Source organism: Pedobacter cryoconitis (assembly GCF_014200595.1).
Classification (GTDB): Bacteria; Bacteroidota; Bacteroidia; order Sphingobacteriales; family Sphingobacteriaceae; genus Pedobacter; species Pedobacter cryoconitis_C.
In genome coordinates this window covers 64,170-80,057 of sequence record NZ_JACHCG010000003.1, presented here as the reverse complement: position 1 = coordinate 80,057, position 15,888 = coordinate 64,170, and the positions used below count along the sequence as shown (strand labels likewise).

Annotated in this window: 17 protein-coding genes; 7 read left to right on the top strand and 10 right to left on the bottom strand. The window is 38.0% G+C overall.

Annotated features, from left to right (window positions below):
* Positions 1-27: 27 nt before the first annotated feature.
* The 3 genes from HDE70_RS17630 (at position 28) to HDE70_RS17620 (ending at position 4,333) form a co-directional block, all read left to right on the top strand.
* On the top strand, positions 28-807 hold the full coding sequence (locus HDE70_RS17630) for a hypothetical protein (protein WP_183891420.1): 780 nt from the start codon (positions 28-30) through the stop codon (positions 805-807).
* A gap of 345 nt (positions 808-1,152) precedes the next feature.
* Positions 1,153-1,719, top strand: a complete 567-nt coding sequence (locus HDE70_RS17625) for a porin family protein (RefSeq protein ID WP_183870120.1) — start codon at positions 1,153-1,155, stop codon at positions 1,717-1,719.
* A 94-nt stretch (positions 1,720-1,813) separates the two neighbouring features.
* Positions 1,814-4,333, top strand: a complete 2,520-nt coding sequence (locus tag HDE70_RS17620) for a DUF5686 family protein (protein ID WP_183891419.1) — start codon at positions 1,814-1,816, stop codon at positions 4,331-4,333.
* Positions 4,334-4,414: 81 nt separating this feature from the next.
* On the opposite strand, the gene HDE70_RS17615 is transcribed toward HDE70_RS17620, so the two are convergent.
* From HDE70_RS17615 to HDE70_RS17595, 5 genes are all read right to left on the bottom strand, one after another.
* Positions 4,415-5,917, bottom strand: coding sequence for an acyl-CoA dehydrogenase family protein (locus HDE70_RS17615; RefSeq protein WP_311676720.1), 1,503 nt, complete (start codon positions 5,915-5,917; stop codon positions 4,415-4,417).
* 137 nt (positions 5,918-6,054) lie between these two features.
* Positions 6,055-6,654 carry a hypothetical protein gene (locus HDE70_RS17610; RefSeq protein ID WP_183891418.1) on the bottom strand — a complete coding sequence of 200 codons (600 nt, stop codon included), beginning with the start codon at positions 6,652-6,654 and terminating at the stop codon, positions 6,055-6,057.
* Between the two features lie 67 nt (positions 6,655-6,721).
* Positions 6,722-7,651 (bottom strand): HipA domain-containing protein, encoded by a 930-nt coding sequence (locus HDE70_RS17605; protein WP_183870117.1) that lies wholly within the window; start codon positions 7,649-7,651, stop codon positions 6,722-6,724.
* Positions 7,644-7,976: a HipA N-terminal domain-containing protein gene (locus HDE70_RS17600; RefSeq protein WP_221270773.1), complete on the bottom strand. Its 333-nt coding sequence runs from the start codon at positions 7,974-7,976 to the stop codon at positions 7,644-7,646. Before HDE70_RS17600 ends, HDE70_RS17605 begins: the two co-directional genes overlap by 8 nt.
* Entirely contained in the window at positions 7,976-8,215 is a 240-nt protein-coding gene (locus HDE70_RS17595; RefSeq protein ID WP_260161177.1) for a helix-turn-helix transcriptional regulator, read from the bottom strand. The genes HDE70_RS17600 and HDE70_RS17595 overlap by 1 nt, the downstream gene beginning before the upstream one ends.
* A 176-nt stretch (positions 8,216-8,391) precedes the next feature.
* Between HDE70_RS17595 and HDE70_RS17590 the strand changes: the two genes are divergently transcribed.
* Both HDE70_RS17590 and HDE70_RS17585 read left to right on the top strand, forming a co-directional pair.
* A complete protein-coding gene (locus HDE70_RS17590; RefSeq protein ID WP_183870116.1) occupies positions 8,392-8,679 on the top strand; it encodes a GNAT family N-acetyltransferase in 288 nt (95 codons plus the stop codon).
* Between the two features lie 94 nt (positions 8,680-8,773).
* Positions 8,774-10,381, top strand: coding sequence for a PAS domain-containing protein (locus HDE70_RS17585; protein ID WP_183891417.1), 1,608 nt, complete (start codon positions 8,774-8,776; stop codon positions 10,379-10,381).
* 11 nt (positions 10,382-10,392) lie between these two features.
* Here the strand turns inward: HDE70_RS17585 and HDE70_RS17580 are convergent, their stop codons facing one another.
* From HDE70_RS17580 to HDE70_RS17565, 4 genes are all read right to left on the bottom strand, one after another.
* Complete coding sequence (locus tag HDE70_RS17580) at positions 10,393-11,313, bottom strand: DUF5996 family protein (protein WP_183891416.1); 921 nt, start codon at positions 11,311-11,313, stop codon at positions 10,393-10,395.
* A 34-nt stretch (positions 11,314-11,347) separates the two neighbouring features.
* Entirely contained in the window at positions 11,348-12,148 is an 801-nt protein-coding gene (locus tag HDE70_RS17575; protein ID WP_260161174.1) for a helix-turn-helix domain-containing protein, read from the bottom strand.
* A gap of 25 nt (positions 12,149-12,173) precedes the next feature.
* Positions 12,174-13,208 carry an oxidoreductase gene (locus tag HDE70_RS17570; protein ID WP_183891414.1) on the bottom strand — a complete coding sequence of 345 codons (1,035 nt, stop codon included), beginning with the start codon at positions 13,206-13,208 and terminating at the stop codon, positions 12,174-12,176.
* A gap of 118 nt (positions 13,209-13,326) precedes the next feature.
* Positions 13,327-13,908 (bottom strand): CAP domain-containing protein, encoded by a 582-nt coding sequence (locus tag HDE70_RS17565; protein WP_183891413.1) that lies wholly within the window; start codon positions 13,906-13,908, stop codon positions 13,327-13,329.
* 116 nt (positions 13,909-14,024) lie between these two features.
* On the opposite strand from HDE70_RS17565, the gene HDE70_RS17560 reads away from it, so the two are divergent.
* On the top strand, positions 14,025-14,423 hold the full coding sequence (locus HDE70_RS17560) for a nuclease A inhibitor family protein (protein ID WP_183870110.1): 399 nt from the start codon (positions 14,025-14,027) through the stop codon (positions 14,421-14,423).
* Positions 14,424-14,497: 74 nt separating this feature from the next.
* Here HDE70_RS17560 and HDE70_RS17555 read toward each other — a convergent pair whose 3' ends face one another.
* Positions 14,498-14,860 (bottom strand): hypothetical protein, encoded by a 363-nt coding sequence (locus tag HDE70_RS17555; protein ID WP_183870109.1) that lies wholly within the window; start codon positions 14,858-14,860, stop codon positions 14,498-14,500.
* Between the two features lie 244 nt (positions 14,861-15,104).
* Between HDE70_RS17555 and HDE70_RS17550 the strand changes: the two genes are divergently transcribed.
* Positions 15,105-15,563 carry a GyrI-like domain-containing protein gene (locus HDE70_RS17550; RefSeq protein ID WP_183891412.1) on the top strand — a complete coding sequence of 153 codons (459 nt, stop codon included), beginning with the start codon at positions 15,105-15,107 and terminating at the stop codon, positions 15,561-15,563.
* Positions 15,564-15,888: the final 325 nt, after the last annotated feature.

Below are 15,888 nucleotides of genomic sequence, written 5' to 3'. Positions count from 1 at the left end.
TAATTTTTGTAAAAATCAATGTTTAATATGAAAAGATACGTTTTATTACTCCTTTTATTCATTTCCTTTTCAGGGTATGCCCAGAATACAATTAATAATTATAAATATGTGCTGGTACCTGAGAAATTCAGTTTTCTTAAAGAACAGGATCAGTATAGATTAAATACACTGGCTAAATTCCTGCTGACCGAAAAAGGTTTTGAAACCTATTTTGATAATTTCGAACTGCCAACAGCCATCGCCAATAATAAGTGTGATGCTTTACATGCTGAGGTGCTGGAGAAGAAAGGAATGTTTACAACCAACCTCACGCTTTTACTAAAAGATTGTAAGGGTAATATTATTTTTAAGAGCAAGGAAGGCAAGAGCAGAGAGAAAGAATATAAAACTTCTTATAATCTTGCTTTAAGAGATGCATTTACCTCGTTAGATGAAGTTAAATACGCTTATAACGGAACAGTGAATACAGATCAGCAAGTAGCGGCGACTACAACAACGGTGACTGCTCCTGTAGCAACGGCAACTGTTCCTGTCAGTGCTGCGGTGATCGCCACTGCAAAGCCTGTAACAGTAGAAACAAATCAGCCTGCCGGAACATTATATGCACAGCCAACTGCTAATGGGTATCAATTGATAGATACTACACCTAAAAAAGTATTAACCTTATCAAGGACTTCTGTGCAGGATTATTTTATTGCTGACAATGAAACCGCTAATGGAATCGTATTGAAAAAGAATGGAGCATGGTTTTTTGAATATTATAAAGACGGTAAGCTGATGGCTGAAAAACTGCTGATCAAGTTTTAATTGAACAATACTAACCCCTCTTAAAAGGCCTTTCATAATTAATGAAAGGCCTTTTGTTTTTAACTCCCGAATAGGGGTCTTAAGAAATCCTGCGTTTATGAATCAAATAATCACAGATGACTTACATTAAAAGAACTTATTTATTATTGAGGCGTGCTTTATTCAGCTTTAAGCGGTTAGCTTAAATGATTTGAATAAGGAGGGCCCGGGAAATGGAAACGCTGTTGGACAGATTGAAATGTCGTTTCAGCAGGACTAATTTCCGTCTCAGTTACTTTATCCGCTTTTAGCTTTCAGGCCGGTTTAAATTTGAAGGATAAAGAAAGTAAAATTAATTATTGAGGTATGAAAAAATTATTAGTAGCAGCAGGGCTATTGGTCTCTGTACAATTCGTAAAGGCACAGGATATTCAGTTAATTCCGAAAGCTGGTTTAAGTTTCTCCAGACAGTCGGTTAGTAATATGGAGGGAGAAAAATCAAAGGCTGGTTTTACAGCGGGATTAGGTGTTAATGTGAATATTAAAAATTCAGCATTTTCAATTCAACCAGAATTAAACTATGTCAGTGCGGGTACTAAAATCAAAAATGATAACAACAAGTATAACCTGAATTACCTGGAGCTTCCGGTTTTGGTGAAGTATTCTTTTGGCCCGGTATACATTAACGCAGGCCCATCTATTGGACTGGCTGTTGGCGGAATGAATAAAATGGAAGCTTTCTATCAGGCCAAAGTCCAGAAGTTAAACTTCGGCGTTCAGATGGGTGGTGGCCTGGCTATTCCTTTAGGTAATGGTGCTGTTCTGGTTGATGCCAGGTATTCACTTGGTTTAACTGATGTAAGCAAAGGCCCTGCAACAGTTAAAAACCGCGGTTTCATCGCAACATTGGGTTACGCAATACCATTAAAATAGTTTTGCGATCCATACAAACTGCCCGTGATTTGGGTAATGGGCAGTTTGTAATTAGTTATTGTGTTATCCCAATCAATTATGGCCTATAGGCTTTATGAAGTTTCTTATTTCAATATTCTTTCTTTTTTTCTTCTTTAAGGCAGAGGCCCAGACCATACAGGTGAAAGGTCTGATTACAGATAAAGCAACAGGGCAGCCATTGTCCGGAGTAACCATAAGTTTCGAAAATTCGACAAGTAAGACCTCAAGCGATGCTAAGGGATTTTACACTATTCTATCAAAGGAAAAGATCAAAGCAATTCATTTTTACGGTATAGGGTACCGAAGGCTAAAACTGGAAATGCCTGCCGGACATAGCCATCATATGAATATTGAATTAGAGCCGCAATCTGAGGATTTGTCTGAGGTAAGTATCTCTGTAGCTCATAAACCAAGATATAAGAATAAGGACAATCCAGCAGTTGAACTGATCAGAAGAGTGATTGAACACAAGAAGTCCAATGCAGCAAATCTTCAAAATTACCTTTCTTATCAGGAATATGAGAAAATGAATATTTCATTAAGTATGACTACTGAAAAAGCAAAGACTTCAAAATTGCTTAAGAGGTTATCATTTTTAAAGGATAATTCGGACTCTCTGACCCGGCCGGGCAAATTGTTGACCCCCATTTTTATGAAAGAAAAGATGAGCCATAACCTGGTTTATCAAAATCCTTTTAAACAAGAGACTTCTGTTCTGGCAGAGAATCAATCCCGTATAGATCAATTTATTGACGAAGATGGTATCAATGAATATCTGGATAAGATTTATCAGCGCGTTGATATTTATCAAAATGACATAGGTATTGGTAATCAGAGTTTTATGAGTCCGATTGCAGAGCTTGCTCCTCAGTTTTATAAGTATTTTATTATAGATACACTAAAAGATGTATCTCCAATGCAGATTAAGCTGATGATCGCCCCCCGTAATAAGGAAGATGTGCTCTTTCTGGGTTATCTGTATATTTCTCTCGATGGTAAGTATGCTGTACAAAAGGCAACACTTTCTGTCAATTCTAAAATAAATATTAACTGGGTAAAGGAGATGAATATATCTCTTCAATACCACCAGGATAAAACGGGTCATTATTATTTAGGAAAAAGTGTAATGGCGATGGATCTTGGCCTTTTTAAAGAGGGGGCAAGCATTTTTGGGGAAAGGACTTTGTTCATCAATGATTTTGTGAGTAGCCCGGCACCATTAAATCTGCCCTTAAAACTTAAACCTGTCGAAGGTAAATCAATGCAGCCGGTGCCAATGGCAGAGCTGAGGCCGGAAAAGCTCACTCAAATTGAGGAGATGGCGTATAAGAATATAGATAGTCTGAAAAACTCAAAGCCATTTAAACGGGCTATGGGGGTTGCCTCGTTCTTACTTTCTGGTTATCTGGGGCAGGGTAAAGTAGAAGTTGGCCCATTCAACTCTTTTTATAGTTTTAATCCTGTAGAGGGGCTGAGGCTCAAAGTTGGTGGACGGACTACCGATTTATTCAGCAAACGAATTTTCTTTGATGGACATGTCGCTTATGGTAGCCGTGATCAGAAATGGAAATATTCATTAGGGACGGTACTTTCACTTTCCCCGGGTTCAATTTATGAATTTCCAGTAAAATCATTAACCTTAAGACATAGTTATGAGACACAGATACCGGGGCAGGATCTCAATTTTCTTGAAGATGATAACTTCCTGTTATCTTTTAAAAGAGGAGTAAATGATAAATGGCTGTACAACAGGAAATGGATTTTTGAATATTTAAATGAAATGGAGAATCATTTATCGTTTAAAGTGGCCTATAAAAATCAGATCTTAGATCCGACAGGTGGACTTCGGTTTATCGCATTAACTGACGCTGGACATGTGGAAGTCCCGGATATTACAACTTCTGAATTTACAGCTGAAGTGAGGTGGGCACCTCATGAGCAGTTTTATCAGGGAAAACGCTTCAGAAGACCAATCCGTAATGAATATCCTATTTTCACTTTGCGCGGCTCCGTTGGGGTCAAAGGATTTCTGAATGGAGACTATAACTACCAGAACCTAACCTTTAATGTGTTTAAAAGAGCTTACTTTTCACAGTTTGGTTATTCAGATATTATCCTGGAGGCCGGTAAGGTATTTGGAAAAGTTCCATTTCCATTATTGACTATACATCGTGCTAATCAAAGTTATGCTTACGAACTGCCATCTTATAACCTGATGAATTTCATGGAATTTATGAGTGACAGGTATGCAAGTATTAATCTGGAACATAATTTCAATGGCTTTATCCTGAACAAAATACCATTGGTGAAGCGTCTTCAATTAAGAGAGATCCTGACTTTAAAAGTTTTAAGTGGTTCTCTTTCCAGTAAGAATGAGCCGATTGAAGGTTCGGGATTATATCAGTTTCCAAGGGATCGGCATGGTAATGTAGTGTCTCCGGCATTAGGTGCTACTCCTTATGTGGAGGGAAGTGTCGGAATATCCAATATATTCAAAATACTGAGGATGGATCTGGTTAGGAGGTTTACTTATCTGGACCATCCAAGAATATCCAAATGGGGGATAAGGGCTAAGATTAAAGTCGATTTTTAGATCGGGCCTGGCCAAAAAAAGCCGGTATGTTTACATACCGGCTTTTTTATTAATTTATTAAATCAGGATAAAATTCTCTGGTTAAGCAAAGTTAAACCATGAACTTTCTGATTTATAATCTTCTATTACCTGTGAACTGTTATCGAAGTTAAATGCACAGATTAAAGTACGTACTTCCTGTTTAACGTTCATAATACAATTGTCAATCAGGTCTTTTCTAAATCCTTTAAGTTCCAGATCCAATACATAACCTAAAGAAACAATTCTTCCGATTACTTTTCCCAGATCAAATAATTTTCGTTGTGAAAGTGCACTGTTCAAAGTGAAACTCAGCTCATTTTTGAAGTAATGACAAGCTTGAGCGGTTTGTTGAAGTGTAGCCAGGAAATCAAATAAATTCGATTCTTTCTGTTTCTTCATCTGACGGACAATGATTTCAGAAATTTGCGCATAAAGCATTTCATTTGAACCTTCAAAAATCTGGAAAGGTCTGCTGTCCATAATCCCACGGCCACCAACATGTGAAGTCTGGTATCCTTTAGCGCCAGAAACCTGTGTTAAAATCTGTGCAGATTCCTGCATCAAATCAGTAACTACAGCTTTCATACTATTAGCTTCCAGGCCTTCTGTAGCCAAACTGTGTTCAATACCGCTAATCTTACTGCTTCTAACGCACATTGCTGAACAGATAGTGTAAGCAGATTGTATTTTTGAAAGCTGAAATTGGATCTGATCCATAGCCAGCAAGTTTGTTGCCCCAACCATCCTGTTTTTACATTGTAGAAGCGCCTCATCCAGCATTCGCTTAATAAAGCCCATTCCCATACCAGGAAACTGCATCCTGCTGCGGTGCAGAATGTCCAGCATCATTTTAATACCAGTAGATTCCGGATTTAATTTAAACGTTTTAGGTACTTCAATGTTTAAAATATTACGTCCGTAAGGAATCATATGCAGACCTATGGTATCAAAATACTCTTCTACTACCACATGTTGTTTCTCTTTTGTATTATCACATAGAAAGAAATCAATATCGCGGCTAAGTCCGCCGTCAGCCAGTTCAGCTCTGGAAGCAATCAGCCAATAGTCAGCAAGGCCGGTGAGACCCTGCCAATGTTTTGTCCCTTTAATATGGTAACCATTTGTCAATTCGCTATTACGGGTTTTCATGTTGAGGGCATCACTTCCATAGTCTGGTTCAGTGATCATCAGTCCACCCATATTCTGTTCGTAAAGAAAACGGTCAAAAACTTCTTTTTTAACAGACTCGTCTGCATATTTTGCAAGCGGTTCAAGAAAAAGGGCAATGTTAATTCCAAAGGTAAGCGAAAGTGGTAAAGATTCGTAAGAAGCTGCTGCCAGCACACTCAGACATTCTTTTACCTCAGCTCCCCGGCCTCCATACTCTTCCGGTATAGCAGCTGCCAAAGGTTGCTCGGCAAGAATCTCCTTCATCACTAAAGGAGGAAGTTCTGCCGCTAAATTAAATTGATTAATATTTTCTTTTCCCCTGAATAAGAGTTTTAATTTCTCTTCGAAATCCTTAATGTATTCTGAAAACTCTGTCTTTAATTCTATCATCATTAGGGTCGTAAATTACTGTAATATTTTAATATTATATCTCAACGCAAGATACATCACAAATATACCAAACTAATTTAGAATAGTTCCAGATAATTGTTATTCGGTGAATTCCCTGGAATTTATAGTTAAATAAGTGGCTAATATTCTAATACGTCATCAATAAGAAATGAATTTGCCGCTTCAATAACCCTGATATCTCTATTATATTTTTTGTGATAATTAGTATCTTCAAGTACTACATTAAATACAAAACCATCGGGAGTTTTGTTTTTTAGCTTACAATTTGTCACTTTGATCAGACCGTAATCTTGTTCGGGAATTAAGAAACCAAATCCAATTCCTGCTAATTCCGGATTATACTTTCCCTTCCACTTTGTAATAAATTCGTCTTCAGTGAGGCCATCATCCAAGTCCACATTGATTGCATCAATTTTATAAGCGCTATATTGAGTTGTATAAATATTTTTCACTTCTTTTTCGGCTTCTTCATTCGAATTTTCCATATTACCGTTAGCCTTGTTCAAAGAGCTTTCTATGTTAGCAATGAGCCATTCTTTCACTTTAGCAGCTTCAGGGGAAAGTTCCTGAGCAGCGTTTCCCATGGCAGGGGTCTTTTGCCGGATAGTATCCTTTGCATTAGTATGGACTGAGTCTGTAACGTTATTAGTGTCCTTATGTTTGCCATTACAGGAAGCCAGCAATATAGCGGCTGATAGGAGAATGATAAATTGCTTCATATGTTCAATTTTTTTTTAATTAGCTCAGACACCGGTCGGATACTTAATATAGACAAGGTATCAACAATCAGGCCTTTAGTTTTTCAGTTCTTTCCAGCCAGATACGTTTATAATCCTTTTTATATACTTCGGATAAGAAGGAATAATCAATAAGCTCAAAAATATTTTTTGTATTTGAGGTGTATTTCTTCAACATTCGTTGAAATACAACGGATGAAATCCCCAGCACATTCGCCAATTGCTCAAAATCCCTGCGCTTGATGTTCTTTTTCCTTCCGTTCAAGAGTAAAGCCATCTCTTCGCGATCTGCTGGATTAATTAAACTGCCGTTGATCAGGTCGTATGCAGGGGAGAGAATAATTTCATTTTCTCTGTGAAGTACGGAAAAATTCTTCATGTGCATATCATTATTGCCACTGAGGAAGGAAAATAGAAGTACCTCAAAATAAGTCAGGATATCAAGACGGTTATAAGTACAATATTTATTAATTAGTTTACCACAACGTTCGTAAGAGCTATCATATTTCTGCTCTGTTTGAAATTCACCTAATTGACAGAAATCTTCCATATGGATTTTGAAATTCCCCTGCCGATCAAAGCGTTCTGCCAAATACACCATTTCTCCGTTGGATGCAGGTATCAGACAATGATTACAGGTTTTAATCTTAAATAATGCAGCAAGATGCATAGTTAAGTCTTCTACTTCGGGCATTTGCAGGAACTCCTTGTTTTGAGGTTTTAAAATATATTTGCCCCATAATCCCACAACTGTTAATCTCTTTTCTTTGTTGACTGTCGTTAATTCAACTGATAATTTAGGTTGTACACCAGTAATTGAAATTCGCTGGTTTACAGTTTCTTTAGCCAGCTGATTTAATAGCTCAGTATTAAGCAGGAGTTCTGGGACAGAATCCACACCAAAAAAGCGTTTACTGCATTTATTGTGATAACGCTGGCCATCAGGAACTGGCTGGTAACAAAAGAAACAATTATCCATTTTCTTCCTCCTCTTCTGGATAAACAGTAACAGCGCCTATAGTGTCTCTGCAAAGATTAATAAGTAACTCAAACCGATCATTTCTTTTAAAATTCCACTGTTCTCTGGCAATATGGAGTAACCATCCTTCAGGGATCAAACCATCAAAAAAAGGAAAAAGAATCCTGCTTAGGTAAGGATAGGGCGATAAAGGTAAGGTTAGACTTACAGGCATAGACTTTTCCATATCCAGGTAAATTGGATCATAAGTGAAACGATAGCCGCCGTCGTATTGTTCCAGTATACCGGCCAGGAATTCTCTGTAATAGACTTTTGCTTTTTGCATTATTCAGTGGTGTAATTTTCGGTGATGCCAACTTGCTTGCCAAATAGTTCAAGTACTTGATTAACCTTGTCTAAACGCAGAGTAGTTTTCCCAGATTCCAGTTCGCGAACAAAGCGTAATCCTACACCTGCTTTAAATGCAAGATCTTCTTGAGAAAGTTTTAAGCTTTTCCTTTTTTCTTTAATAAATGATGCGATTGGACTCATTATTTTATACCAAATTTGAATGCCGTTATCCATATATGGATAATTTATATAAATATATAAATATAGTTTAATATACCCTATCGGGTATAAATGTTTTATTTTTTTTATTGATTATACCCGATAGGGTACATTTTATCTAAATGCTTTTAAACTATTTTGGCTGGAATTGAGTTCTATATCTTTATTCTCCATACAATACAATTTGCAAAATGATAAAATCGGACAAACAGTATATTTTCAAATCAGAAAGATTTGGCTTCAGAGACTGGAATCAGGGGTTTGCAACAGAGGGAGCCAAAAGATGTCTTGATTATGCGTTGACTCATTTGAACCTTGATAAGGTAAATGCAATGGCGCCAAAAATAAATATACCCTCCATAAACGTGATGAAAAAACTTGGAATGGAAGAAGTGCTGACCTTTAATCACCCTTTATTAATTGACGATGCAAGACTGCGGGAATGTGTATTGTACGAAATCAAATTAGTTATGCCATAATCCATACTTCTGGCTTTAAATCGATATTTATCGTTATTTTTAGGAGTCCGTTTGAATTTCAGACAGGCGATATGATTTTATAAGCTCAATTCATTTGAAGAACAAGAATTACATCGTACTACTGTACGTAATTATAGGCTGTGTCTGGGTTGTGCTAAGTGATCAGCTGATTGCCTTTTTGGTGGATGGTATGCCAGTAAAGGATCGTGCGCTGATTAATAGTCTGAAAGGCTTTTTCTTTATCGCATTTAGTGCAGTCTTGCTGCATTACCTGGTCAACCTTTATAATAGAGGAAAGAAGCGCGAATTAGCTTATTTGCAACGCGCGCTCGATAACAGTAAGAAAGATCAGCAACAATGGTATTATGCCCATAAAATGGCTAAGATTGCCAGTTGGGAGTATTTGCTGCAAACAGATGAAGTAATATGGTCTGATAATTTATATACATTGTTTGGTCTGACACCTGATGCGGCCATTACAACCGTCTCATTTTTTCTGGAACAAATCCACCCTGATGATCTGGATGGATTTCTTGCAGCGCATGAAAAAACAAAGATTACAGGGGAGATGGATTATGTGCACCGCCTAAAAATTGACGGTGAATGGCGTCATGTACGTGAAGCAGGAAAAGTGATTTACCAGGATGGAAAGCCCTATAAAATCAGTGGTGTGCTCAAAGATATTACAGACAGCTTTAACCGGGAATTATTATTGAATAATGCGTTGGAAAGGCACGAATTAGTCAACAAAGCTACACACGACGCGATATGGGACTGGGATTTGACGACAAGCCAGGTGACCTGGAATTCAGGTTTAAAACAACTATTTGGCTATGACAATACGAAAGGTTTTTTCAAGCCGGATTGGTGGATAGGCAAAATGCACCCATCAGATAGTAAGAGAGTGCTTGACAGCTTAAATGCCTTTGTTAAACAAGCTAAAAAACGCTGGGAAGCCTCTTACCGCCTGCTTTGTGCTGATGGAACTTATAAGTATGTTTTTGATCAGGCTTATTTGGTGACTGGTGAGGATGGTGCACCCCGGAGGATTATCGGAGCCGTGAAAGATGTTGATGAACTCAGACGTAAAGATGAAGAAAACAAGCAACTGGCCGATGTGGTCAGTAAAGTTAAAAGCGGTGTCGTCATTAAAGATATTGCAGGAAAGATAAGCTGGGTTAACCCTTCATTTGAACAGCTGACAGGTTATCCGTTGAATGAGCTGAAAGGGAAAACCCCCGGCGAAATATTGTATGGCCCCGAAACCAGCAGGGTGACCGGTGATGCGATCATAGCTTCACTCAAAGCGCATGATTTCTTTAATATTGAAATTATAAACTATTCAAAAAGTGGAGATCCCTATTGGGTTGAAGTAAATAGTACTTCAATCGTAGATTCCGATGGACAGCACTCGGGATATATCGATATTGTCACCGAGATTACCGAACGTAAAAAGCGTGAAGTAGAAATTAGTGAGCAGAACCATACGCTCAAAGAGATTGCCTGGATTAACTCTCATGAGATCAGAAAACCTGTAGCCTCTATATTAGGATTGTCAGCACTTGCCAACGTTGCAGCAAACCAGGAAGAGAAAGAAGAATATTATAAAAGAATTAATAACTGTGTGAAGGAGATGGATGAAATTATTCATCAAACATCAGCAAAAGTAAATGAGCTGATGGGGAAAGAACATGGATTTTAATCAGAAAAAAATCAGGGCTCAAAATTAGAAAAATCACATTCCAGAGAAGCTCTGTCCCAGTTTCCGGTAACTGCTGCGGCCTCGTAAGTTGACTGTAGAAATTCCATCAGAAATTTTTCAGGGTCAGCAGCATTTCTCACTTCTTCATAATGAAGGATAAACTCACCTAAATCAGGGCTATAGAAGGCTTTCTCAGGTTTTACAGGCTGGTCTTTAAATGTTTCCGGAGTAGGGTAACAGTAAGCATAGAAAACAGGATAAGGGAAATTATCATTGCCCGGCCAGAAACCGCAGCTGCTTACCTCGTGAGAATAAGCTTCCTGCATTACATCGAGTGGCATGTTGGGCATTCCGCCAGCATGTTTAGGTGCTTTCCTGCCCGAAAACCGGGTAACAGCCAGATCAAACCCTCCCCAAAAGAAGTGGACCGGGCTGCATTTTCCACTGAACTTTGCTCTGAACCTGGTAAAAACAGCTTCCATTTTAACCAGTGCCTGCCAGAATGCAGCAATTTGATTTTCCTCATAATGACAATGGATTGTATCTTCCTGAAATGGGACCGCATTTTCTATTTCATTTGGCCTGGCATATATTGGTGCTTCAATTTCCAAAAGTCTTAGCTTTTCAAAAAGCTCGTGATAAAAACTGGATACTGTATGCGAAGATAAACTGAGCTGTTGTTGTCCGTTTGCGCTTGAGGTGATGATCAGCTGATGTGTAAGGAAGTCAAAATCTATCTGGAAAAGACCATTGTGATAAGGAATACTGCCCGTAGTCAAACCCTTTCCGGATACGTATAAAGTTACATGCCAGGAATGATTAAGCCATGGAGACCTGACCAGCCTGATCTTGCCAACGATCTGTGTCCACAATTGTACTGTTGCCAGTGTCTCTTTCAGGTTTTCATATTTTAATTCCGGCCAGTTAGTCATATCTTATGAATTTGGTTTAATAAATATACAGAACTCATCTTGAAACACGCGTCGGATTATAGCCGAATTGCTTCTTAAAAGCGAAAGAAAAATGAGACAGGTTTTCAAATCCTGCCTCGAAGTAAACAGCAGATGGTTTTTGTTTCCCTTCAAATATTTGGTAGTGGGCGAGATCTAGTCGTTTTTTTGTCAGCCATTTTTGGGGAGTAGTATGGAACACCTTTTTAAAATCCTTTTTGAAAGTAGTCAGGCTTCTTCCCGTTAAATATCCAAACTTCTCTGCCGGCATATTGAACATGTAATTTTTCTCCATAAAATCTTCCAGATCGATTTTTCCTGGTTCTTCGAATTGACCAAGGATATGATCAATATCCGGGTCAATAGTTCGTAGAATGGTGATTGCTTCCTGTACTTTTCCTGATGCTATTGCAGCAGGCAGTTCAGCAGAGAAACTAAAGTAAGGTAACAAGGAACTAAATAAACTATCCAATAAAGGATGCTGAGCAAATAATTTGATTTTAGGAATATCCTGGTTGCTATCATCTGTCTTTAGATCAGCATAATATTTGCGCAGAAACTCTAATGTGAAATAAACAGAAACAGCCCGGTATGGCTGCCCATTTGCGGGATATTTGGTTACTCTTGCCAGTTGATTCCGTGGAATCAGAAACGTGTCACCCCTGCGAAAAATATAAGAATGATCAGCCTGAATGATTTTCATCTCACCTGATATTACACTCACCAGTGCATGCTGATTAATGCTCATCCTTTTGCTGAAGTATTTTTTCTCTATGCAATTGAAAAATACATTTGCTTTCGCGCTTAAATCTTCCATAACCATAGTATAAAAATAAAGAAATCTATTGAATACTTACACCAGTAAGCTGTTCACTTAAATTCCAGAGTTCAGTAGCTATTTCAGCGTCAATTGCATGTGGCATTACCCCAAAATTTCCTTTTACGTCTGCCCCGGTTAACGGATCCATTGGGGTGAGGTCTGTCAATACCGAAGCAATATCATTGTTCTCACAATATACGCCCCCTAAACCGTCAAGCTTTGGACTCGTTGCGCACCAAACACTTGTTGAAGCACCTTGTTGTATAGTTTTAAGTTGTCTCAAAGGATCAAAAATTGCATTTCCCTGCGTATCAATAACTCCGGCTTTTAGCAGATCTTCTTTGGAAGCATGGCGGCTCAGGTTTGTATTGACAATTGTACCCGGATGAACAGAAAAAGCCCGGATACCATGTGTTTGTCCACGTTTATCCAACTCTAATGCGAAAAGGATGTTCGCTGTCTTTGACTGTCCATAAGCTGTATAGGGTGTATATTCCCGGTTTTCGAAATTGATATCTTCCAGGATCACCGGAGAATAGCGATGTCCACGGGAGGATACTGAAATTACTCTTGCTCCAGCGGCCCGGCATAGTGCTGGCCAAAGACTTAAGGTCAGTTGAAAATGTCCTAAATGATTGGTAGAAAGTTGTGATTCGTAACCTCTGGAATCCCGCATAAGCGGAGTTGCCATAATTCCTGCACTATTGACCAGGATATGAACAGGGCGGCCAGAAGCAACAAACTGAGCCGCAAATGCATCAACTGAATCTGGCTCCATTAGTTCCATTTCTTTAATCTCCACATTATTAATTCCTGTTAATGGCTGGGCAGCTCTGTCATAATCACGCGCAGGAACGATAACGCTTGCACCCGCAGCACTAAGGATCCGAACTGTTTCCAGGCCAATTCCGGAATACCCGCCAGTTACAATAGCAGTTTTTCCAGAGAGATTTATACTTTTGATTACATCTTGTGCAGTAGAAGCCGCACTAAAACCAGAATGAATAGGGTGCTGATTAGTAGGTAGTTTGATTGCTGAGCTATTTTTTGATTCCATTGTATCGTATGTTTAATTGATAAAACAAAGATAGACTGGTGAAAAATATAACGTTTTGTTTAAAAGGCGCAATTCACTTTGTTCAAAGGACATTAGTTAGCTTTAGTCCATTATTCATCTACCTTCTGGTTCCGAATAACTGTGTCCAGTAATTGCCATTACCAGCAGAACGTGCAACCCCCATCTCCTTAATATTAGCGCTCATGATATTTTGGCAATGTCCATGATCACTGTGGATCCATGAATTGAAAGCTTCATTTTCTGTCTGCTGGCCTTTGGCAATATTTTCAGCATAAGCAGACCAAAGATAACCCGCTGCGGTCATTCTTTGTCCAGGGTCCCGGCCTTCTGTATCCATATGATCAAAGTAGTTTTTCTTTTCCATATCATCAGAATGGGTTTTTGAGATTGTTGCCAGATCATTACTCCAGGTAAGTACAGGAACCGGTGGCATTTTGGTCACTCCACCATCAGGTTGTTTACAATCACATCCTTTTGTCCTTATGTCATTGACTAATTTCAAAAAGAGCGAATTGTCGAGGTTAGTGTCCGCATTTTTATTCGCCGGAACTGGTATAGGTAAAACTTGATTACCAGCAGGAGTCTCTTTTGATTTTGAACAGGATAACATAACAGTCATGCAGCTAATTAAAATCAGGGCAGAAGAGTAGTTCCATTTTACGGCAGATCTGAAATTCATACATTGGAATAGAATCCGTCCCAATTAATTTAATAGTAAATCAAATTAATGTTAACCTTTATTTTTGATATATTTTAATTGACAATCAAGCGTTATGCTGATATAATCTCACCGAAATGGAAAACCAAATTTTAACTGAATTAGCTGAAAAAACACAGGGTCTGTTTTATTTCAGTGAATCTGAAGCCCCGCTAACTATTGAAAACCTTGGACAAGTTCCAAAGGATCAATTAAGCGCAAAGCTTGTCCAGCTTAACAGCGAAACACCCGGCACATTGCAAACAATTGATGAAGATGCTTTCTTTGAAAAAATAGTGAACACTGCTGATCCGGGTGATCAGGTGATGGTAGCTAATGCCCGGAAATTTACTGTACTCCACACTTATCTGAAAGATAATTTCTCTGACATACAGATAGCCCGCATAGAAGGAGGAGTGAATGTACCGATTATCATTACTGCTTATCTCCCGGATGGTACTTGTATCGCGATAACTACTTATGCAATTGAAACTTAGGAAATACCTGCTTGCTTATCAATAAAAATGCCCGCAGAAATATTCCTGCGGGCATTTTTATATAAATACCAGTCTTAGATATTTGGAAACATTGACTGTGCTCTCTGACCAATCAGAGGGATTTCTTTTTTAGTTCCCTGAATAGCACCGATCAAACCTATAATCCATAAAATGAATATAATAAGAGACAGAATGCTGAATATTGTAAATACAAATCCTGAAGGAGCTATGCTAAGAATAATACGTTGTACAATTTGTAAGATAAAAGCTACAATATAAAGTAATAATGTTTGTCTTAGATGAAAACTTCCCAGTTCTGTCCTCTTGTCTTTATGCATACCGAAATAGGCGATAAGCCAGCCGATGATAGTGATATAACTGACAATAGCTACTGATTTTCCGTCTTCTGTTCTTGTTACGTTGAAGTTATTTTCCATATGTTTTTTTGTTAATTTAGCTTGTTTAGAGTGATTTAAATATTTGAATACCGTATCCTGCAATTAAGCTGGCAAGAAGAAAATTTGTCTTTAAAAACAGAAATTCTTTCTTAATAAAATGCCGCTATATAATACATTTTCGATAATTCTTAAATTATATAAACACCCTGAACAAAAATTAAGCCATCTGCTGACATAGGGTTGTCATTCACACTACTAATTTTGCTGCTTAACAAATAAAAAGATGGATACTATAAAAATTGACTCCTTCCACGTAATTGGTATTTCAATACGTACAACTAATGAAAACGGGCAATCAGCTAAAGATATTCCTAAACTTTGGGAGAAGTTTATGTCGGAAGGAATTCTTGACCAGATCCCAGATAAAATTGACAATTCACTCTACTGTATATATACAGATTACGAAAAAGACCATACGCAACCTTACACTACTATTTTAGGATGTAAAGTTGAAAACCTGAATGTTGTCCCTAATCAAATGGTAAGTAAAACAATTGAAGATACTTCTTATCAAAAATTTGTAGCCAAAGGAAATGTAATGCAGGGGGCAGTTTATAACGAATGGGTTAAGATCTGGAATTCAGAATTGGAAAGGACATTTACCGCAGACTTTGAAGTGTACGATGAGCGTTCTCAGAATCCTGAAAATGCAGAGGTGGATATTTTTGTGGCGGTTAAATAAGGCAATGCCGGGATAAGACAGGGTGATTAAGATCACCCTTTTATTTTGAAACCTTTTTAAGGGATTTCATTCAGGTAATCAACCTTAGTGGTTTTATGAACAGAGTCAGCTCTTGTTTTTTTTATTCCCTGAGCAGTTATGTAGTCTTTTTTAACAAGGACTGTTTTCTGTTTTTCCTGGTTCTGACAACTGTAAATGAACAGAGTAAGAAACAGTAAACTCAATAGTGATATTTTCATATCCAAATATCGGTAATACCTTTTGATCGTTATAATTGATTGTTTTAATGGTATTGATTGTTAAAACCGATCACAGAATGGAAATA